15 protein-coding genes are annotated in these 20,915 nt (G+C 67.4%); 11 read left to right on the top strand and 4 right to left on the bottom strand.

All coding sequences use genetic code 11. The annotated features are described in order from the left end of the window. Positions 1–55 precede the first annotated feature (55 nt). The 4 genes from FFS08_RS18420 to FFS08_RS18405 all read left to right on the top strand — a co-directional run bounded on the left by FFS08_RS18420 (position 56) and on the right by FFS08_RS18405 (position 3,152). Entirely contained in the window at positions 56–535 is a 480-nt protein-coding gene (locus tag FFS08_RS18420; RefSeq protein WP_249340966.1) for an energy transducer TonB, read from the top strand. After that, entirely contained in the window at positions 532–1,134 is a 603-nt protein-coding gene (locus FFS08_RS18415) for an RNA polymerase sigma factor (protein WP_137861302.1), read from the top strand. Before FFS08_RS18420 ends, FFS08_RS18415 begins: the two co-directional genes overlap by 4 nt. 59 nt (positions 1,135–1,193) lie before the next feature. After that, complete coding sequence (locus tag FFS08_RS18410) at positions 1,194–2,222, top strand: FecR family protein (RefSeq protein ID WP_137861301.1); 1,029 nt, start codon at positions 1,194–1,196, stop codon at positions 2,220–2,222. Positions 2,223–2,372: 150 nt separating this feature from the next. Next, positions 2,373–3,152: a helix-turn-helix transcriptional regulator gene (locus FFS08_RS18405; protein WP_137861363.1), complete on the top strand. Its 780-nt coding sequence runs from the start codon at positions 2,373–2,375 to the stop codon at positions 3,150–3,152. Here the strand turns inward: FFS08_RS18405 and kdsA are convergent. From kdsA to FFS08_RS18385, 4 genes are all read right to left on the bottom strand, one after another. After that, positions 3,149–4,003 (bottom strand): 3-deoxy-8-phosphooctulonate synthase, encoded by an 855-nt coding sequence (gene kdsA, locus FFS08_RS18400; protein WP_137861300.1) that lies wholly within the window; start codon positions 4,001–4,003, stop codon positions 3,149–3,151. The genes FFS08_RS18405 and kdsA overlap by 4 nt on opposite strands. A gap of 14 nt (positions 4,004–4,017) precedes the next feature. Then, positions 4,018–4,851: a 3-deoxy-manno-octulosonate cytidylyltransferase gene (locus FFS08_RS18395; protein WP_137861299.1), complete on the bottom strand. Its 834-nt coding sequence runs from the start codon at positions 4,849–4,851 to the stop codon at positions 4,018–4,020. Then, positions 4,851–5,840: a KpsF/GutQ family sugar-phosphate isomerase gene (locus tag FFS08_RS18390; protein ID WP_249340965.1), complete on the bottom strand. Its 990-nt coding sequence runs from the start codon at positions 5,838–5,840 to the stop codon at positions 4,851–4,853. The genes FFS08_RS18395 and FFS08_RS18390 overlap by 1 nt, the downstream gene beginning before the upstream one ends. A gap of 94 nt (positions 5,841–5,934) precedes the next feature. Beyond that, on the bottom strand, positions 5,935–6,636 hold the full coding sequence (locus FFS08_RS18385) for an STN domain-containing protein (RefSeq protein WP_137861298.1): 702 nt from the start codon (positions 6,634–6,636) through the stop codon (positions 5,935–5,937). Positions 6,637–7,071: 435 nt separating this feature from the next. Between FFS08_RS18385 and FFS08_RS18380 the strand changes: the two genes are divergently transcribed. From FFS08_RS18380 to FFS08_RS18340, 7 genes are all read left to right on the top strand, one after another. After that, on the top strand, positions 7,072–7,875 hold the full coding sequence (locus FFS08_RS18380; protein WP_137861297.1) for a helix-turn-helix transcriptional regulator: 804 nt from the start codon (positions 7,072–7,074) through the stop codon (positions 7,873–7,875). Position 7,876: 1 nt separating this feature from the next. Further along, entirely contained in the window at positions 7,877–9,583 is a 1,707-nt protein-coding gene (locus FFS08_RS18375; RefSeq protein WP_249340964.1) for a ShlB/FhaC/HecB family hemolysin secretion/activation protein, read from the top strand. Between the two features lie 26 nt (positions 9,584–9,609). After that, entirely contained in the window at positions 9,610–11,385 is a 1,776-nt protein-coding gene (locus FFS08_RS23610; RefSeq protein WP_171012693.1) for a MotA/TolQ/ExbB proton channel family protein, read from the top strand. A 22-nt stretch (positions 11,386–11,407) separates the two neighbouring features. Continuing rightward, positions 11,408–11,818 carry an ExbD/TolR family protein gene (locus FFS08_RS18355; RefSeq protein WP_137861296.1) on the top strand — a complete coding sequence of 137 codons (411 nt, stop codon included), beginning with the start codon at positions 11,408–11,410 and terminating at the stop codon, positions 11,816–11,818. A 14-nt stretch (positions 11,819–11,832) separates the two neighbouring features. Beyond that, positions 11,833–12,573, top strand: coding sequence for a TonB-dependent receptor (locus FFS08_RS18350; protein ID WP_137861295.1), 741 nt, complete (start codon positions 11,833–11,835; stop codon positions 12,571–12,573). A 97-nt stretch (positions 12,574–12,670) separates the two neighbouring features. Beyond that, complete coding sequence (locus tag FFS08_RS18345) at positions 12,671–14,497, top strand: putative porin (protein ID WP_171012691.1); 1,827 nt, start codon at positions 12,671–12,673, stop codon at positions 14,495–14,497. A gap of 118 nt (positions 14,498–14,615) precedes the next feature. Beyond that, a partial coding sequence (locus FFS08_RS18340; protein WP_171012690.1) for a two-partner secretion domain-containing protein occupies positions 14,616–20,915 on the top strand: 6,300 nt, incomplete at its 3' end.

Raw genomic sequence — 20,915 nt, 5'->3', positions numbered from 1 at the left:
GTTCGAGCCGTTCCGTGCCGAAGGGACGCGGAGCCGGGCGGCGAAGGCCGATCATGTGGCGGCCGCCGCCGCGCCTCTCGCCAAGGGCAAGCGTCGCCTGGCCGAGCTCGTGAGCCCGGGCGATCCCGCGCGGCCGGCGGCGGCGCCCGTCGCGGATGCGGTGCCGGCGAAGGTGCCCAGCGAAGCGCAGGGCGAGCAAGCGGCGATGAACCCGTCCCAGCTCAGCGACTATCAGCGGCGCCTTTACGAAGCAGTGGCGAACGGCAGCCGTTATCCGGCAGAGGCGCGCCGTCTCAATCTGTCGGGCATTACGCGGCTGGCCTTCAAGGTCGATCGCGAGGGCAAGGTCCTCGACAGCTGGATTCAAGAGAGTTCCGGCTCGGAATTGCTCGACGATGCGGCGCTCGCGGCCCTTGAGCGAGCCCAGCCGCTGCCACCCATTCCCATCGGGCTACCGCCGCGACTGAACTTCGTGATCGAGATCGATCTCTCGGTCATTCGGCATGACGCGATCCAGCAGGCCGGACGGAAGTGACTCATTTCGAGGCGCGTGCGCAACACCGGCCCGATCGGAGCGCTGCCACGAGCCAATCGGCGCGCGATGTTCTCATCGCCTTGCTTGTCTCCACCTACCCGGACCTCAAGAAGCGGCTCACTGCGCGATTGGGTTCGGCGGAGGCGGCCAATGAAGCGCTGCAGGACACGTATGTCCGGCTCCAGCGCACCGAGATCCAGGGCGAGTTGCGCAACCCGCGCGCCTATCTGATCACCATGGCCGTCAATATCGCGTCCAACCGGACGCGATCGGAGGCACGGCATCTGTCCGCGGCGGATATCGAGGAGTTGCTCGATATCGCCGATGACAGCCCGGATCCGCTGCGGATCGCCGAGGCGCGCTCGGAGCTCGAGGCGGTGGAACGCGCGTTGCAGGCGCTGCCGTCGCGGCGACGTGCCATGTTCCGGCGCTTCTGGGTCGAGAACGCGGACTATCGGAGAATTGCCTCGGATTTCAACGTGTCGGAGCGGACCGTCCGCCATGAACTCCTTCTGGCGACGCGTCACCTGCACGCAGTGACAGAAGAAATATTTGTTGCGGACTTGCAAAAACGCCTGTCCCAAGTGTCTCCACAATAGGGATGCGCGATGATCAGGCAGAACGCGTCCCTGGCGGAGCTATTGGACGGCCATTGGGAATGACGCACGGGAGCGGCTGGAAGGATCTTGATCTCGCGCGCTTGCGTCTGGAAGGTCTGGATCATCTCAATCGCCTCCAGTCGGGCGATGCGACCGATCGTGACGCCGCTGCCCTGATCGCCTGGCGCAGTCAGAGTCGAGCGCATGAGGAAGCCTTTCGCGCCGCCCTGCGCCTGCGCATGCTCGTCCGAGTGGTGGAGGGCGGCACGGCCGCTGCGGCGGAAGAGGAGGTTCTCCAGGCCGATATCCGCGACGCGGGGCAGGGCGCCGAAATACTGGACTTCGAACATCGCGCGGCACGTCGGCTGACCCGGCGCCACATGCTCGGCGGTGCGATCGCCGCATCGGTGGCGGGCGGAGGGATTCTGTTCGGCCGCGCGTTCGATCTGATACCGAGCGCAGCGGAGGCCATGGCCGATTATCGCACCGGCCCCGGCGAGCGGCGGGTCGTGCGGCTGGCGGGCGGCGCGAGCGTCGATCTCAATACCCGTACTGCGATCGATGTGCGCACCGGCCTGGGCATGCCCGCGATCGAGCTGGTTTCCGGCGAAGCCGTGCTTTCGAGCGCCGGCAATGGGCGTGCGGCGCTGATCGCGGGCGCGGGAACCAGTGTCGTCAGCGGCGGTCGGTTCAACGCCCGCCGCGATGGCGACAAGGTCTGCGTCACCTGCCTGGCGGGGAAGGTCGAAGTGACCTGGGCACGGGAAAGGCGCGTGCTCGGCCCGGCCGACGAAGTCCGCTACGCGGCATCGGGTATCGGCGCGGTGGTGCGCGGGACGGATCCGGCGGTGCTCACCGCCTGGCAATCCGGCACGCTGATCTTCCGCGGCATGCCGCTGCGCCAGGTGGTGGCGGAGATCAATCGCTATCGGAGCGGGCGGGTCTTCCTCACCAACAGCGCGCTGGGTGCGCGTCCGCTGAGCGGCACCTATTATGTCGATCGGCTGGACGATTTCTTCAGCCAGGCCGAACTGGCGCTGGGCGTGAATGTCGCGCGCTATCCGGGGAACATCGTCGTTCTCAGCTGAGGCGCGCGTCGTCCCGTGAGTCATTGAACTGCAACAAAAAACTTCTGCCAAAAGGCCTGGGCCCGGGTGTCCCTTCTATTGAGGATCACCAGAGGAACGCGCCCGATGCTTTCTAGTGGAGCTGCGCATGCAGAGCGCCGGCAGGACTGCATGGATGCCGGTGCGGATGTCGGTCCTGCCGGGTCGGGCGGGCTCGCGAAGGTGGAGCCCGGGCTCGCGCCGCTCGGCCATTGTGGGTCCGCGCTCGATCTACGCAACTGGCTGCTGAAATATGCGCGCAACCTTGGCTTCTACGGCGCGCGCTACATCCAGCTCGGCCGGCCTTGCTGGGGCCTGGAGGAAAGCGAACCGGGCTGCGCCATTCGCTATCTGTCGACGTCGAGCCAGGCGGATCGCGAGGATGAGCATTGGATCGCGAGCGATCCGGCGATCGGGCGGATCCGCGGCGCCTATGCGCCCTTCTCCTGGTCGACGCGGGGCGGCGTCGCGGCCAGCCCCCGCCATCGCGCCTGGCTCGATGGCGAGCGCGCCCGGGGCGTCGATGCCGGCCTGGTGGTACCGGTGCAGGACAGTGCGGGTTGTCCTGCCTATCTGAGCTTCTTCGGGTTCGATGAATCTTCGATCCAGCACCTGATCGATCAGTGCGCGGCGGAAATGACTTTCCTTGCCGGCCAATTCCATGCGCTGGCCAAGACGCTGGTGCCGATCGCAGACTGGGTCGGCCGTGCCCCGCGATTGTCCAACCGCGAATTGGAGTGCCTTCGTCTGGCGGCATTGGGCCAGACCGTGGACGAAAGCGGTCAGACGCTCGGGATCTCGGGCCGGACGGTCGAGTTCCACTTGCGCAACGCCCTGGAAAAGCTGGGCGCGCCGACCAAGCTTCGTGCTGTCGTGCTTGCATTCGGCGCGGGCGCCGCAGTCGCGATCTAACGGTAGGACGGGTCGCGATCCGGCGCGCGCTTGATCAGCGCGTCGAGTGCGAGAAGCTGTTCGATCAGCGGCTCCATCTGTGCCAGCGGCCAGGCATTTGGTCCGTCGGATAAGGCGCTGTCCGGATCCGGGTGCGTCTCGAGGAACAGGCCCGCGATGCCGCAGGCCACCGCGGCGCGACTGAGCAGGGGGACGAAACCTCGTTCGCCGCCCGAGCGATCGCCTTGCCCGCTCGGTAACTGGACCGAATGCGTTGCGTCGAACACCACGGGTGCGCCGGTGTCCGCCATGATGGCGAGCCCGCGCATGTCGTTGACCAGATTGTTGTAGCCAAAGCAGGTGCCGCGCTCGCAGAGAAGGAAGCGGTCCTCGCCGAGGCCGGCCTCGGCGGCTGCGCGTGCGGCCTTGTCCCGCACATGCGCCATGTCGCTCGGGGCCATGAACTGCCCCTTCTTGATATTGACCGGACGACCAGACCGGCCGGCTGCCGTGATCAGGTCGGTCTGGCGGGCCAGAAAGGCCGGAATCTGCAGCACGTCCGCTACTTGCGCGACTGGCGCGACCTGCCAGACTTCATGGACGTCCGTCAGAACGGGAAGGCCGGTTTCCGCACGCACCTTGGCGAGGATTTCCAGCCCCTGGTCCAGCCCGGGGCCGCGAAACGAGGCCCGGGAGGTACGATTGGCCTTGTCGAATGATGCCTTGAAGATGACGAGGATGCCCAGCCGCCGGGCCAGCGTCGCGAGCGTGCTCGCAATGTCGAGGGCAAGTTGCTCGGACTCGAGCACGCAGGGGCCGGCGATGAGGAACAGGCGCCGGTCGTTGCCGATCTCGTGGCCGAAAAGCTGCATGGTCGTCCGTTCGATCAGGCGAGGTGGCGCTCGACGAGCGCGGCTTCGACGAGGGCGATGTCGCCAGGATTGTTGACTTCCCAGATTCCGCCGGCCGGATCAGGAATCTCCACCATCCGCACGCCGATGCCGCAATGGAGGAAGCGAAGCTGCTCCAGTCCCTCGACGATTTCGAGCGGCGAGGGAGACATCTGGGCATATTCCGCCAGCGCGCCTCGCCGATAGGCATAGGCGCCGAGATGGAAATAGACCGGGGCATCCCGGCAGCGCTCGGGCACATGGGGTATGACGCGCTTCGAGAAATAGAGCGCGTCGGCGGCGGCGTCGAAGACCACCGTCGTGCCGCCCGCCCGGCCGCGCCGGGATTCCTCGGTCAGCCGATCCAGCTGCAGCGGCGAACAGTGGATCATCGGTGTCGCAACCCGGACTTGGGGCTCCACGCGCAGGGTCTCGATCAGCAGTTCGACCGCGAGCGGCGGCGTGAGCGGGGAATCTCCCTGCAGGTTCACGATGATTTCCGCGTCGATCCCCGCCTCGCAGAGTGCCGCCCAGCAGCGTTCCGTGCCATTGCGGCAGCTGGCCGGTGTCCGCACGACCTGCGCTCCGAAGCTTCGCGCCGAAGCGGCGATATGATCATCGTCCGTGGCGATCCAGACTTCGGAGACGCCGCCCACGGCGCAAGCGGCCTCCCAACTGCGCTGGATGAGGCTCTTCGCCGCGCCGCCCGCGCCGCGCAGCGAAACGAGCGGCTTGCCCGGGAAGCGGGACGAAGCAAAGCGTGCCGGAATGACGATCGCCGCGCGCATGGGCGGCGCCGTCACACCTGTTCCCCCGACGAGCTTGAGCATCACCCGATGCCGAGCCGAAGCAGATCATGGATATGGACGAGGCCGCGAACGCGCCCGCCGAGCATGTCGTTGAGAACGAACACCGCGGTGATCCGCGCTTCGGACATGATGGTCAGCGCATCGCGCGCCATGGCATCGCTGCCGAGCGTCCTTGGCCGCTGAGTCATCACTTGCTCGGCTGTGCGGGATCCGAGGTCGGTGCCGCAACGGCGGATATCGCCGTCCGTGATCACGCCGACGAGCCGTTGGTGCCGGTCGACGACGCCGGCAATGCCGAAATTCCGGGCGCTGATCAGATCCAGTACCTCGCCCATCGGCGCGTCCGGCATGGTGAGCGGCAGCACCTCGCCCTGATGCATGAAGCTTTCGACGGATACCAAGTCGAGCCCCAGCCGGCCGCCGGGATGCAGGGCGAGCAGGTCGGAGCTGCGGATTCCACGCAATTGCATCATCGTCACCGCGAGCGCGTCGCCAAGCGCCAGCATCATCGCCGTGGAAGTGGTCGGAGACTTGCCGAAGGGGCAGATCTCGGGCCGCGGCGGGAGCGGCAAGGTTATCCGCGCGCTGGCGGCCACGGGAGAATCCAGGTTGGACGTGATCGCGATGATCGGCACCGCGAGCGCTTCCGCCCGGCGCATGATCACCCCGAACTCGCGCGTGTCGCCCTGGTTGGAGAAGATGACGAGCGTGTCGCCGGTGCCCAGGGTCCCCAGCTCGCCATGCACCGCATCGCCGGCGTGGAGGAAGATCGCCGGTGATCCGGTCGACGCCAGGGTGGCGGCGACCTTGCGCGCTATCTGGCCCGACTTGCCGAGCCCGCAAAGCACTGCGCGGCCCGAAGTCGCCATCAGGAGAGTCACCGCATGGGCGAAACTGGCGTCGAGCCCGTGCGAGAGCGACCACAAGGCTTCCGCCTCGGTCGCGATCGCCCGTCGGCCCATGGCAATGATTCCGCCGTCATCGACGGCTCTCTCGGCAAGCGCATCCATGCCGCGCGCTCGGCTCCTTCCGCGCGCCGGGAATGACGCGGCCCGATCCTAGTGCGGCTGGCGCAGCCGTCCGCTCGGGAAAACCACAGGCTCGTCAATCGCGGGTGCCGTGCTTCCCCTTGAGCACGACAAGCAGGGGCTGGGTGATGTCGGGGGGTGGGGGGGAGACGGTCTTCCCGGTAAGGATCTCGACGATCAGGCGATCGACGCGCGGATCCCCCCCTTGTTCGACCTGGATGCGCTCCAGGGTGCCGCCCGGCGCGATCTCGATCGAGGCACGGATGCTGAAGGCGAGGCGGTTGGTACGCTGGTCGCTGCGCAGATAGGCCTGGAGCTCGCGCGCGAGCTGCCCGTAAAAGGCCAGGCGCTGGATCATGGTGAGACGCGGCGGCGGCGCGACCTGCTCGCGCACGACGACGCGCCCCAGCGGCACCAGCGAGGCGGCCTCCCTGGCCTCGGGGCTGGTCAGGATCGCGGCGTTCGCCCGGCTGTAGCGGACGATGAGCCCCGTTCCGCGCAGGAGTTGGCGCAAGGCCTCGCGCGGCGTGAAATTGCCCCGCACCGCGCCCGACCGGCGACCAGCCGTGAGCGCGCTGTCATAGAGCAGCTGGACCCCGGTGGCGCGGAAATAGCTGGCAAGCGCCGCATCGAGCGGCTGGGCGGGAATATCGAAGGCGATGCGCTGCTCGCCGCTGCTCGCCTGCGTCCGCGCCTCGCAAGCGGGGAAGGCCGCGCCGGGCAGGGCCCCCAGGACCGCGCATGCCGGAACCATCCTGAAGAAGATCGGCGGCGCCATTGCGGGTCAGGATAGAGCAGCGCCGGGCCGGTTGCGAGGTACGAATTGCATGCAGCTCGGTCCGCAAGGCCCTCGATCGAGCCAGGCATTGTCGCGGGCCGGACAAGTCGTTCGGTTCCGCAGGTGAGGATCGATCTCTCGTCATCACGGCCGGGAACTTTCGAGGAGCATGCCGTGTCAGGAAATTATCAATAGTAGCCGAAGAATAAATTATGATAAAATTCGACTATTTCATGAAAATAAAGTCACATTTTGATGATTCATGGCATGAATTCCAAATTCATTCTTCAATTTATACTCAGCATCAATTCTAGATGATCCACATTGTGCGATTTCAGACAAATATCGTCATCAAATTGCAACAAAAAAGCTTTGCCAAAATGGAGCTAGCCCCGTGTCCACTTAGCAGGGAGCCAGATCGGCGGGGAAAGAGAAATGTTCGCGAGCAGCGCCTTTGGGCGCCACATCAGCCCCGTTGCACCCGATAGGCTGCGGCCTGCGGATCGGGTGGGGCTGACTGCCCCGGCGTCGCTCGCCGCGCTTGTCGACGATCTTGCCCAATGCGAGAACGCCGAGGCGTTGCAGCAATGGCTCGCCGATCGTGCGCTACGGCATGGGTTTCGCGGCGCGCGCTACATGCATCTCGGCCATCTGCATCTGGGACAGCGCCTTCCGCACTGGAAGCTGCAGCGTTTTCTCTCGACGCATCCGGACAGCGCCAATCTCTGGATGACCGATCAGGCCGGGGTGGAGACCATCCTGATGGCCTTCCTGCCCTTCGCCTGGTCAAGCGGCGAAGGCGAGGGGCTGACCGACGAGCAGCGTGGCTGGTATGCGGCGCAGCAATTCCAGGGCCGGCCCGCCGGAGTCACGGTGCCCGTCCAGGATCATCCGGCCGGCCCCGCCTGCCTGATCCTGTTCGGCGGCACCGAAGAAGGGGCCATGCACCTCGTCGACACTCAGGCGCCGTCGCTCGCGATGCTGGCGCTCGCCTTTCACCTGATGGCCAAGGTGATCGTGCCGCCGAGCAACAGCCTGGGGCCGGCGCTGTCCGACCGGGAGATTGCCTGCCTGCGGCTTGCAGCGCTCGGCGAGACGCTGGCCGAAGCTGCGAAGAAGCTGGGCGTCTCCATCCGCACCGTTGAGCTGCACGTGGCGCGGGCGAGCAAGAAGCTCAACGCCGTCAACAAGATCCACGCCGTCGCCCTGGCGATCGGCGCGGGCCTGATCGAGATCTGAGATGCAGGAGCCGTTCTTCCGCATGGTCTCCGTCGCCGCGCTGGTCGCCATGGGCTCGGTTCCCGCCGTGCTCGCGCAGGATGCGCCGCCCTCTGAAGCAGAGCGCGCCGGCGCGCGCGCGGCGCCGGCCAGTTTCATGATCGCTGCGATCGATGTGTCCGGCGTCACCCGGCTCAGCAATGCCGAGATCGAGACGCTGGTCTATCCCTATCTCGGTCCCGGCCGGACCAATGACGATGTGATCGCCGCGCAGAAAGCGCTGGAGCGGGCCTATGCGGCCAAGGGATTCGAAGCGGTCGAGGTGGAGATCCCGATCCAGCCCAACGAGACCTTCAGCCAGGGCATCGTCCAGATCGCCGTGCGCGAGGCGCCGCTCGGGCGCGTCCAGGTGGTCGACGCGAAGCATCATTCGGCCGAAGTCGCGCGCGCCCAGGTGCCCTCGCTCGTCGAGGGGCAGCCGATCAACGTCGCCGCGCTCCAGCGCGACGTCGCCGCGGCCAATCGCTATCCCGATCGCGCGATCAATCCGAAGTTCAAGCCTGGCGCGACCCCCGGCACGGTCGATGTCGACCTCGAGGTCGAGGACAAGCTGCCGCTCCACGCCAGCATCGACCTCAACAACGACAACAGCCCGAACACCCGGCCGCTGCGCCTGAGCAGCACGGTGCGCTACGCCGATCTGTGGGGGCAGGGTCATACGTTGACGCTCACCAGCGCATTCACGCCGCAGGACACGCACCAGAGCGCAGTGCTCTCTGCCTCGTACAATGTGCCGCTGATCGGAACGCCCTGGTCGTTCCTGCTCTATGGCTACAAGTCGAACAGCAACGTCGCTGCGCTGGGCGGCACCAATGTGCTGGGCAACGGCTATCAGATCGGTGCGCGCGCCACATATCGCCTGCCGGGCGACAAGGTCTCGCAGCAGATAAGCTTCGGGCCCGATTTCAAGAATTTCAAGGAAAACATCTCGCTGGCAGGCAAGGCGCTGCAGCCGACCCGTATCCGCTATCTGCCGTTCGTCACCGAATATGCGCTGAGCGGCGCGGACGAGGTCAGCAGCTTCGGCTTCACCTTCGGCGCGACCGCCGGCCTGCGCGTCGTCAAGCGCGACGACTGTTTCGAGAGCCCCTTCGATACCCCGACGCCGCCGTCCGGGGTGCTCACCTGCCGGCTGGGCAATGGCAGCATCGGGGTGGTCGCCGATCAGTTCACTGGCCGCGCGATCGATGCGAACGAGAATTTCGTCCATTTCAACCTGGACCTCAACTACACGCGCACCTTGATCGCGGACTATCAGCTCGCGCTGCGCGTCTCGGGCCAATTCGCGGATGCGAGCCTGGTCACCAACGAGCAGTTCTCGATCGGCGGCATGTCGAGCGTGCGCGGCTATTATGTTTCGGAGGCGGTCGGCGACGACGGCTTCGTCACTTCGATCGAGATGCGCACGCCGAGCCTGGCGCCGTCGCTTGCCGGCTTTGTCGACGAGCTGCGCTTCTTCACCTTTCTCGACGCCGGATATGCGCGGCTGCGTGCGCCCGCCATCGGCCAGACCGACGAATTCCGGATCGCCGGGATCGGCGGCGGCTTCCGGCTGCAGGTCTTCAAGCTGCTCAGCGGCGAGTTCGTGATCGGCGTGCCGCTGCGCGCGGGGCCGACGACCAGGCGTGGCGAGCCGCGATACAGTTTTTCGCTGAAGGGCGAATTCTAACTTCGGACAGCAATGGGGATCTGAACGTGGGCCGTAAATTTCTAGCATGGCTGATCGCGCTGCTCGCGATCACCACCCCGGCCTTTGCCCAGACCAGCGGCGGCTGGTGGAACAAGGATTGGCCCTATCGCCGCCCGGTGACGGTCGACACCTCGCCGACGGGGGGCAATATCAGCGGCGCGATCGGCCGCACGGTGCTGCTGGTGCGGCTGCACGACGGCAACTTCACCTTTGGCGACGCGCTCGAGAATGGCGCGGACCTGCGGGTGATCGACGCCGACGGCAAGACCCCGCTGCCTTTCCATATCGAGCGTTACGACGCGACCAACAGCATCGCGGCGCTATGGGTGTCGGTGCCCAATCTCAATGGCGGCGAGAAGCGCCAGCTCTGGCTCTATTACGGCAACAAGAACGCGTCGGCGGCCGGCAACGTCGCCCAGACCTATGATCCCGACACGATCGCCGCCTATCATTTCAGCGAAGCCGCCGGGAAACCGGCCGGCGACCTGACCGCGAACGCCAACAATGCGCAGAACGCGGTCCCGGCGATCGATGAGAATGGCGTGATCGCGCGCGCGGCGCGCTTCCAGGGCCAGGGCGAGCTGGTCATCCCGGCAACGCCTTCACTGGCGATGCCCGCCGGGGCGCCGCTGACGCTGAGCGCCTGGGTGAAGGCGGACCAGCCGGCGGGCGAACAGGCAATCTTCACGCGCGGGCCGCTGACCGTCGGCATTGCCGACGGTGTGCCGTTCGCGCTGGTCGGCACGCAGCGCATCCAGGCTGCCGCGGCACTCAAGCCCGGCGAATGGACGCAGCTCGGCTTGGTTGCCGACGGGCAGAATCTGCGCCTCTATGCGAGCGGCGTCGAAGCCGCCGCGGCAGCCGGCGTGCTGCCTGCGCTTGACGGGCCGATCACATTGGGCGGCGCTGCCGGCCGGCCGTTCACCGGCGAGCTCGACGAGGTCCGCCTGTCCAAGACGGCGCGTCCCGCCGCAATGCTGCTGGCGAGCGCGCAGGCCGAGGGGCCGAGCAACAAGATCGTCGCCGTCGCCGGCACCGCGGAGCGGCAGAGCTCGGGCGGCGGCACCTTCTTCTACGTGCTGGGCAAGGTCGAGCTGATCGATGCCTTCATCATCGGCCTGTGCCTGTTCATCCTGGTGCTGGCGGTGATCGTGATGATCTCCAAGTCAAACTACATCAACCGATCGGTGCGCGCGAACCGCGTGTTCGTGCGGCGTTTCCGCAGTCTGCACGAGCATCTCGTCAGCATGAAGCAAGTCGAGGGCGTGAGCCCGCGCGAGCTCGCCGCGATCGAGCGGTCGCCGCTCGGCCGGATCTACGAGACCGGGATCGAGGAGCTCGAGGTGCGCCGCGAAGCGCGGGGGCGGCGCCCGCTGGCAGGCGAGAGCGTCGAGGCGATGCGCGCGGCGGTCGACGCGGTGGTGGTCGAGGAGAACCAGAAGCTCGACCGCTGGCTGGTGCTGCTCACCATCGCGATCTCGGGCGGCCCGTTCATCGGGCTGCTCGGCACGGTGCTCGGCGTGATGAACACCTTCGCCGGCGTTGCGCAGGCAGGCGACGTCAACGTCAACGCGATCGCCCCCGGCATTGCCGCGGCGCTGATGGCGACGATCGCGGGCCTCGCCTGCGCGATCCCGTCGCTGTTCGGATACAATTATCTGAACAGCCGGATCTCGGCGCTCTCCGACGAGATGCGCGTCTTCGTCGACCGGCTGATCACCCGCCTCGCCGAGATGCAGATCGAGGACGCGCCGCCGCCCGTGCTCCAGGCGGCCGAGTGATTGCGGGAAGGGGAGACCGACCATGCAGATCAACAAGGGCCGCAAGGCCTATGACGACATCAACATCACGCCGATGCTCGATCTGGCTTATGTGCTGCTCGTCATCTTCATCCTGATGGCTACCGCTTCGGTGCAGGGGATCAAGGTGGACCTGCCCAAGGCGAGCGCGGCGCAGAGCCTGGTCCAGCCCAAGACGATCGCGATCACCGTCACCACGGACGGGCAGATCTTCATGGACGCCTTTCCGGTGACGATGGCCGACCTCGAGACCCGGCTGCGCAACGCCAAGGCGAGCAATCCCGATGTGCCGATCGTGCTCAAGGGCGACCAGGCCGCGCAATATGGCAAGGTGACGCAGGTGCTCGACCTGTGCCGCCAGCTCGACCTCAACAAGGTGGGGCTGGTCACCGGCAAGCCCGGCACCACCTCCTGAGCGGCGAGGCGCAGGTGATCACCCCGCAGCCCAAGGACTTCGAGGCCTTCGAGGATCGCGCGCCGATCCGCGAAGCGCTGCCCTATGTCGTGGGGCTGTTGCTGCTGGGGGCACTTGCCTGGTTCGTCTACAGCCAGATCACGGCGGTGCGCGGCGTGCGGGTCAACGAGGACTCCAGGTCAGTGGTCGATGTGGTGCCGCTGCCGCCGCCTCCACCGCCGCCTCCGCCGCCCGAGCTCAAGGAAAAGCCGCCCGAGCCGACCGAGCAGCCCCAGCCTTCGCCGGCCGAGGCGCCGAAGACGCCGCAGCAGCAGCCCCAGGCGGCGCCGGTGACGATCGCGGCGCCGGCACAGGCTGGAACCGACAGTTTCGGGCTGGCGGCGGGCAATGGCGGCGGAATCGGCGCGCCAGGGAGTGGCGGCACCTGCCTCGGGACCAATTGTGGCGCGAAGCCGGCCGCCGGCGGGGGCATGGGTGAGGGGCTCTATCGCCGCTATCTCAGTTCCGCGCTCGAGGACCGCGTGCGCGCCGACGAGCGGCTGAGCCGCCTGGTCTTCTCGGCCGATCTTTCGCTGACCGTGACGACCGACGGCCGGGTGACCGGCGTGCGCCTGCTGGAGGTGCGCGGGGGCAATGACGAAGAAGGCATGAAACGGCTGGCCGCGCTGCTCGCCGGCATCCGCGGGCTCAACGCACCGCCGCAATCCATGGCCTTTCCGCAGCGGATCACCGTCCGCGGCCGGCGGGGGATTTGACGTGCGCGTGGCATCCGGCCCGCGGCGCGGCTCGACAATTTGGCGTGTGACGGCCCCGGACAAGGGGGCCGCGCGCGGAACACGAAGGGGTGTGATGATGTTCGTTGGATTGAAGCTCCGGCGTTCGCGCCGCGCCATGGCGAGCGGCGCCGCGGCGGTGGCGCTGCTCTGGACCGTGCCGGCATTCGCGCAACAGGCGGTCACCCCGGCCCAGCCCTCGGACAGTGCGATGGTCAATCTGGTCCGTCTGCTGATCGAGCAGGGCGTGCTGACGCCCGAAAAGGGCAAGGCGCTGATGGACCAGGCCCAGGCCGAGGCAGTGCAGGCGCGCGCCGCGATGGCGCAGGCGCCTGCCGTGCCGGTTCAGCAGGCCGCTGCCGATCTGCCGCCGCCGCCTGCGGGAACGGTGCGGGTGCCCTATGTTCCCGAAACAGTCCGCAACCAGATCAAGGAGGAGCTGCGCAAGGAAGTGCTGGCGCAGGCCAAGACCGAGGGCTGGGCGGCGCCGGGCAAGGCCGCGCCCGACTGGGTCGACAATATCCGGATCCATGGCGATCTGCGCTTCCGCTCGGCCTCCGCCTTTTATGCGAAGGACAATTCGCCCGACTATATCAATGTACCCGAGTTCAATGCGACCGGGCCGATCGATCTCACCCGGCAGCTCGCGCCGCGGATCAACACGACCCGCGACAAGCGCAACAACATGGAGCTTCGTGCGCGGATCGGGCTGGAAGCGACCGTGGCCGATCGGTTCACGCTCGGTTTCCAGCTCGCAACCGGGAACGACCCCGGCCCGATCTCGACCAATGCGACGCTTACCGGCGGATTCCGCAAGCGCGACCTGTGGCTCCAGAACGCCTATGTGAAGGGCGAACTCGTCCCCGGCGTCACGGCGATGCTCGGCCGGTTCGACAACCCGTTCCGCACCACCGACTTGATGTTCGATCCCGATCTGGCGCTCGACGGGCTCTATGGCGAGGCGAACCTCGCCAAGATCGTCGGCGAGGACGGCTTTACCCTGGCGGTGCGCGGCGGGGCGTTCCCGATCATGTTCGAGGATCCGAACTACCCCTCGACCGCGTCGGAGAAGCGCAATTGGCGCGACCGCTATCTGTTCAGCGGCCAGCTCGAGCTGGCGAAGAAGTTCGGCAACGGCGTCGAGGCGCATCTGGCCGGCGCCTATCACAACTTCACCTATCTGCGCGGCCATGTCTCGGCGCCGTGCGACATCTATTCGGTCGAGAATATCGAATGTTCGACCGATGCGCTGCGCCCGCTCTTCGCGACCAAGGGGAACACGCTGATGTTCCTGCGGCGGTTCGACACGACCGCCAATCCCAACCCCAACGATCCGCGCCAGCCGCAATATCTGGGGCTGAAATTCGCCTATCGCGTGCTCGATCTGAGCGGATCGGTCAGCGTGCCGATCTCCGACCGGGTCGTCGCCAGGCTGACCGGCAATTATCTCTACAATTTCGGCTTCAATCCCAAGGGTATCTGCGCCGAGGGGCCGGATGGGGCACCGCTCAACAACGTCGTGCTCTCGGACCCGGCCAACAATCCGCTCCAGGGCGCCTGCGACGCGACCAAGCCGGCGCGGTTCGTCGGCGGCAATCAGGGCTATGGCGGCTATTTCTCCATCGGCGACCCCAATTTGTTCAGCGTCAATCCGCGCCGTGCGAAGCGGGGCGCCTGGGCCGTCAACCTCGCCTATAAATATCTCGAGAGCGATGCCGTTCCCGACAGCTTCACCGATTCCGACTTCCACCTGGGCGGCACCAACGCGCGAGGCTTCGTCGTCGGCGGCGCCTGGGCGCCCTTTGACGGCATTGCGCTGGGTGCACGCTGGCTGAGCGCGAACCAGATCGTCGACGCGCCTCTGGCGATCGACGTGCTGCACCTCGACCTCAGCGTGGCCTTCTGATGCGCCGCCGCGCCGCCCGGCCATGTCCGCGCGACTGCGCCGGTCATTGGCGGCGGCGCGGCTGCCTTGCCCCGACCTTCTTCGCGTCCCTGAACGACTTTCAGGCTGGAGTACCGCAATGACGGCTCGTCGCTTGCCTTCGTCCTTTGACGCCCGGCGTCATCTGCTGCTTCTCGGTGCGAGCGCGGCGACGCTGGCGCTCGGCTTGACCGGTTCGCCGGCCGCCGCCCAGACGATGGGGGGGCTGCTCCGCCAGCAGGCCGGCGCGCCGCGACCCCAGGCGCAGCAGCCCAGCGCGGTACCGGTGCGCTCGCCGACGATGCAGGCGGCACTGTCGCGCCAGCGCTCGACTCAGTCGCGGATCGCGCAGATCCGTGCCTATGCGAGCTCGCTGCGCCAGGCTGCGACGCGCACCGGCGTGACCGACGGCCTGTCGTCCGGTGGCCTCGACCCGACCGATGCGATCCGGGAAGCGATCGCAGCCACCAAGGCCGGCGACACCGCGCGCGCCAACCAGCTCCTCGTCAGCGCGGGTGCCGCCAATGACGCGACCGGGCTCAAGACCTGGCAGGGTGCGGGGCTGCCGAGCCAGACGGTGGTCGACGGGCGCGTCGTCGTCACGATCGATCAGACCCAGGAGCGGGCGCTGCTGTCCTGGAACCGCTTCGACATCGGCACCAACACGACGCTCCAGTTCAACCAGAAGGAGAACGGCGTCGCGAAGCCCGGCTGGGTCGCGGTCAACCGTGTGACCAACACGACCGATCCGAGCCTGATCCTCGGCAACCTCAAGGCCGACGGCACGGTGGTCGTGCTCAATCGCGCGGGCATCATCTTCGGCAAGAACAGCCAGGTGAACACCCATTCGCTGCTGGCGAGCACGCTGGAACTGGGCAATGCGGCGGTGCGGGGGGCGACGGGCGGGACCGCCGTGGCGTCGATCCGCGACCGCAACCGTTACTATCTCGAAAATGGCCTGTTCGCGCCTGCCAACAATGCCGTGGACATTACCGAGACCACACCGACCGGCGTGGCACTGCTCGTGTCCGGGATCACGCAGCAGGACGGCACCAACGTCAAGTTCGTCAGCGAAGTCGAGGGCGGCATCACCGTCGACAGCGGCGCGCAACTGAGCACGACCAGCGGCGGTTTCCTCATTCTCGCCGCTCCCGAGATCTACAGCGCGGGCGCGTTGCGGGCGATCGAGGGCCAGGTGAGCCTGCAGGCGGGCCGTGCGGTCAGCTTCATCGAATCGACGGGCGCGGCCGGCAGCGCCGATCCCTATGTTCGCGGCTACAAGCTCAACAGCTTCGACTACGGCCTTCGCGGGAACGTTCAGCTGCCGCGCGATCCCCGGCCCGATGACGGCAAGATCGTCGTTGACGGCATCATCGAATCCCGCCGCGGCTATCTCTCGCTCGGGACCGGCGCCTTTGGCTCGATCGAGAATCGCGGGCTGCTCGCGACGACGACCAGCGTCTCGCGCAACGGCAAGATCTCGATCACCGCGGGCAACATCCTGCTCGCGGGCAGTGCCGATCCCGGAAGCGCGAGCGGGATCGAGATGATCGCCGACGATAATGGCGAGACCATTCCGCAAGGTTCGGCGAACGAGCCCGCGCCTTTCAAGGCCTCGCAGCTGGAGATCGGCACGCAGGTCCAGGTGCTGGGCGCGCCGGTCGGCGCCTTGTGGGCCACCAACTTCAGCATGGGGCAGAATGCGCTGATCTATGCGCCCGGGGCGAATGTCTCGGTGGGCGCGGCGAGCGCGGGCCCGAACCTCACGACCGTGGCGAATCTGGCACCGGGGCGCATCGACATCGCCGGCGGCGCGACTATCGACGTCAGCGGCTACAAGGACGTCCAGCTCAGCGCGTCGCGCAATTCGATCGAGATCACGCCGGTGAAGCGCAACGAACTGCGCGACACGCCCAATTATCGCGACGTGGCGCTCGACGGCAACTTCACGCTCAACGGTGCGACGCTCTATGTCGATCCGCGCCTCTCCGGCGTGCGGGCGGACGGAGTCGCCTGGGTCGGCTCGCCGCTGATCGAGGCGGGCAGCCTCGCCAGCCAGATCGGCGTGACTGCGCAGGAGTTCATGACCAGGGGCGGCAGCGTCAGCCTGTTGACGTCGCCGCTGGGCGGCACCGCTTCGAACCCGGCGAGCGTTCATATCGCGCGGGGCGCGACGATCGATTTCTCGGGAGGCTGGGTAAACTATGCCGCAGGCACGGTGCGGACGAGCCGGCTCGTCACCAAGGACGGGCGGATCGTCGATATCGGCAAGGCCGATCCGAACGACGTCTATGTCGGCGTGGTCGACGGCTTCACCGAGGTCCAGCCGCGTTTCGGCGTGCTGCGCACCTATCTGAGCGCATCCGGCCAGGGCTTGCGTCTCGACGCCGCCTATGACGAGGGGCGTGATGCCGGCAGGCTGGTGATCGGCGATCCGATGGTCGCCAATGCGCCGACGGTGACGGTCGATGGCGCCTTCTACGGCAATGCCTTTGCCGGTGCCCGCCAGATCGCGGCGGCCGACCGGCCGAGCCTGGCGAGCACGGTCGCCGGCGATGGCCGGAAGCTCCAGCGGGACGCGTTCGAGCTGCCCTCGGGCGGCGCCGTGTCGATCCGCTCCGCCGGCGACATGCTGATCTATCATGGCGAGCGCGGCACCGCGGCGGCCGACCGGGGCGAATTGCTGCTCCGCGACGCGATGCTGAACGATGCCGGCCTGTCGGCCCTGTCGCTCACTACGCTCGGCGCCGTCACCTTTGCCGGGACCAACCCCTTCACGCTGCAGACGCCGGACGCGCTGCGGATCACCGGCGCGTCGGATCTTGCCCTGGCGCCGGGTGGCGCGTTGACGGTCATCGCCGGGCGGACGATCCGGTTCGACGGCACGGTGACGGCCAGTTCGGGCTCGATCGACGCGCGGACGGTGAACACGGCTGCGCTCGGCCTGGCCCCGCCGGGATCGGCCTATCGCATCGGCGCCTATGGCAATGGCAACGGGGACGATCTCGGCACCGGCGGCCTGTTGCTGTACGCCACCGACCCCGGAGAGCTCCACCCGTTCGACGTGATCGTCACCGGAAAGCTCTCGACCGCCGGGCTGTGGGTCAATGACTATGTCGAGCAGGGCGCGCCGCGGGGCGGAGCGTTCCGAGACGGCGGCAGCATCACCCTGTCGGCTGCGCGGAACGTCTTCGCGGCAATCGGCACGAGCCTGGAGACGGCGACCCAGGCAGTCGACCTGAGCGGCAGCGTGCGCGTGAGCGGGACGCTCGACGTGATGTCGGGCGGCTATGTCAGCACGACGGGAAGCCTGGTGCTCGACGGCAAGGGGGGCAATGTCTCGCTGTCGGCGGCGACCACCTATGCGGCGGCCGGGCTGACCAATAGCGGGCGCATCGAGGAATCGTCCAATCCGCTGGCGGACAAGCCGCTCGGAGGCACCAGCCAATCGGTCGACTTCACGCCGCTCCCGGTCGGGGGGCTGCCGTTCCCGGGCACCCCGGTATTGCCGCAGCTCGTGCCGGATCCGCGCGCGACGGTGGACATCGGGGGCGCGACGATCCTGGGCTATGGCTTTGCCGGTGGGGGCACCTTCTCACTGGCCGCGCCGGACATCAGCTTCGGTTCGGACAATCGGGCCGGCACCACGCATATCGGCTTCGACTTCTTCCGCACCACCGGCTTCGGCACGCTCGACCTGAGCAGCTATCGCTCGCGGATCGTCGATGACGTCTTCACCAACCCGCGTGCCGGCAAATCCGCTTTCCTGGAGACCAGCCAGTTCGCCGTGAAGGCGGGCGAAACGCTCGATCTGACGCAATGGCTGCTCCCCTCGGTGCCGAACGCCGATCAGGCGAGCGCGCTGCGCGGACTCGCAACGGGGGCGGAACTGCGCGGCCAATCGTTCCTCGCGCCCTCGCGGATGGAGGCGATATGGGATCGGAAGGCGGCGCACTTGGTGCTCGGCGGACTCACCGAGCTCGACGTGCTCGCGGGCGGCACGATCAGCGGCGCGCCCGAGGCGAGCCTCACGGTCGGGAAGCTCTACAATGGCGGCACGATCGCGCTGCACGGCGGCACGATCACCCAGCGCAACGACTTGCCCAATGACCTCGTCGTCGGCGGGCTCGGCGTGCGGGGGGGCGATATGGGTGGCCATGGGCTGGCGGACGCGTTCGGCGGCGGAACCGATGCGCTCGGACGGTTCGACGAGAGTGCGCTCAACGCCGCCGGGGTCACGGACCATGCGAACCCAAACCGGGTGATCACCAATCGCGAGCTGGTCTCGCGCGAAGGCTCGGACCGACTGATCTACTTCCTTGGCCGGCTGGATGCCGGGCAGGGGATCCTGCTCGACAATGGCAGCGTCACGGATCTTTCGGGCATCGCGATATTCAACCCGCGCACCCCGATTCAGCCGGGCGGGGCCCAGGTCCGGACGGCGCGTCTGCTCGATGGCGGCAGCATCGCGCTCCGCTCCGGCATGGAAGCAACGCGGCGCGGCTCTTCCTCGGCGGTGCTGTCGCAATCGACCCTGACCCGGCGCGACGGCGCGATGCTGGACATCGGCGGCGCCAGCGCGTTCGTCGACCTGGCGACCGGACTGGGCAATTTCACGCCCTATCTGGAGTGGAGCGCGGCGGGCACGATCTCGGCACTGGGCGGCGGTTCGCTCGGCATCACGCCGATCAACGCGCATGGCGGCACGGCGAAGGCCGAGGGTGGCCGGCTCGAATGGCTGCTGCCGACCCTGGGCGCGAATGCCGCCGGGGGGCTCGACTATCTCAATGCGGGCATGATCGCGGCGAGCGGTTTCGACAGCCTGGTCGCGCGCAACACGCTTACCCTGGACGGCGACTTCTCGCTCTCGCTGCGCAAGTCGCTGATGGTCCTCTCGCAGGACCCGACGGTTGCCGGGGCAAAGTTCGGCAGCCAGGTCCATGTCGCGGCGACCGCGGGCACCAGGGCATCGGTCGGGGCAAGCTATATCCGGTTCGCCAGCGATCGCTCCGCGGCGCTGCCCGGTGGAACGACCGGCGATGCGCGTGTCGAGTTCGTGGCCGGTGCGCAAGGCATCGACCTGGTGGGGGGCGTCGCCTTCGACCGCGGCATAGCCTCGATCGGATTGCGCAGCGCGGGCGATCTCCGCCTGACGGGCGTGAACGACCGCGGCTTGGGACAGATCGCCTATAGCGGGCAGCTCCTCACCGCGGGTGACCTGCTGATCGACGCGCGCCGCACCTATGCGACGACCGGCACCGGCAATCTGCAGGCGCTGCTCGAAGGCAAGACCAGCAATATCGATCCCTTCGACATTGCCGCGCTCGGCGACCACAGCATCACCTTCGGCAACACCTATCTCGATGCGAGTGTCCCCGCGCCCTTGTCGGCGGGCACGCATCTGCGCGTCCTTGCCGCGCGGATCGCGCAGAACGGGTATCTCGCGGCGCCGCTGGGGCTGCTTGAGCTCGGCTCGAACAGCGCCGTGAACTTCAGCGGAATGTCCGCTCTGGCCACCACTGCGCTGAGCTTCGGCGCGGGCAGCGTCACTACGGTTTCGGGTGCCGGCCTCAACATCCCCTATGGCAGTACGTCCGACCTGATCGAATATTATTTCCCGACGATCCCGACGCCGATCACCCGGCTGCCGACCGGACAGCTCAATCTGGCCGCGGCCTCGATCGTCGAAGAAGCCGGTGCGCGGGTCGATGGGCGCGGCGGCGGCGACCTGTTCGCCTATGAGTTCCAGTCAGGCGTGGGCGGATCGCGCGACCTGCTCGACCGGTTCAACCGGGATCCGTTCAGTGGGAACGGCTTCGATCCGGCCACCGGGCGCGGGTATCAATTCGCCGACCAGCGGCAGGTCTTCGCGCTGGTGCCGGTCAGCGAGGCGAACAGGATCGCGCCCTATGACCCGCTCTATTCGGCCGATTACGGCAGCGGCGGCCCGGTCGATCTCTATGGCGGCAATGCCGGGCGAACGGTGCGGCTCGACGGCGCGCCGGGCGTGCCGGGCGGCGAGTATCTGCTCGTGCCGGCCAAATATGCGATGGCGATCCCCGGCGCGCTGCGACTGGTGGAGAACAGCGGCACGGGCGCGCCGCTGCCCGGCCAGAGCACGACCCTGCTCGACGGCAGCGTCATCGTCGGCGGCACCTATGGCTATGCCCAGAACGGCATCGCGGAATCGGCACGCCGGGGCTTCACCGTCCAGACGCGAGACACCTTCCTGAAATATTCGAAGATCGTCACCACCAGCGGCTCCGGGACGATCGCCAAGAATGCCGCCGACAAGGGCGTGGCGCGACCGCGCCTGCCACTCGACGCGGCGCGCGTGATCCTCAGCCCGCTCGTTGCGCTCCGTATCGCGGGCACCTTCGACACCAGTCCAGCCCAGGGA

Source organism: Sphingomonas sp. 1F27F7B, from assembly GCF_005503355.1.
Classification (GTDB): Bacteria; Pseudomonadota; Alphaproteobacteria; order Sphingomonadales; family Sphingomonadaceae; genus Sphingomonas.
The sequence above is the reverse complement of the archived record's forward strand: the minus strand, read 5'-3'. Positions and strand labels throughout refer to the sequence as shown.

Excerpts from the sequence above, each read along its gene's own strand:
- FFS08_RS18410 (WP_137861301.1), top strand. The coding sequence starts at position 1,194 with ATGACGCACGGGAGCGGCTGGAAGGATCTTGATCTCGCGCGCTTGCGT.
- FFS08_RS18405 (WP_137861363.1), top strand. The coding sequence starts at position 2,373 with ATGGATGCCGGTGCGGATGTCGGTCCTGCCGGGTCGGGCGGGCTCGCG.
- kdsA (WP_137861300.1), bottom strand. The coding sequence starts at position 4,003 with ATGCAGCTTTTCGGCCACGAGATCGGCAACGACCGGCGCCTGTTCCTC.
- FFS08_RS18395 (WP_137861299.1), bottom strand. The coding sequence starts at position 4,851 with ATGCTCAAGCTCGTCGGGGGAACAGGTGTGACGGCGCCGCCCATGCGC.
- FFS08_RS18390 (WP_249340965.1), bottom strand. The coding sequence starts at position 5,840 with ATGGATGCGCTTGCCGAGAGAGCCGTCGATGACGGCGGAATCATTGCC.
- FFS08_RS18385 (WP_137861298.1), bottom strand. The coding sequence starts at position 6,636 with ATGGCGCCGCCGATCTTCTTCAGGATGGTTCCGGCATGCGCGGTCCTG.
- FFS08_RS18380 (WP_137861297.1), top strand. The coding sequence starts at position 7,072 with ATGTTCGCGAGCAGCGCCTTTGGGCGCCACATCAGCCCCGTTGCACCC.
- FFS08_RS18375 (WP_249340964.1), top strand. The coding sequence starts at position 7,877 with ATGCAGGAGCCGTTCTTCCGCATGGTCTCCGTCGCCGCGCTGGTCGCC.
- FFS08_RS18355 (WP_137861296.1), top strand. The coding sequence starts at position 11,408 with ATGCAGATCAACAAGGGCCGCAAGGCCTATGACGACATCAACATCACG.
- FFS08_RS18345 (WP_171012691.1), top strand. The coding sequence starts at position 12,671 with ATGTTCGTTGGATTGAAGCTCCGGCGTTCGCGCCGCGCCATGGCGAGC.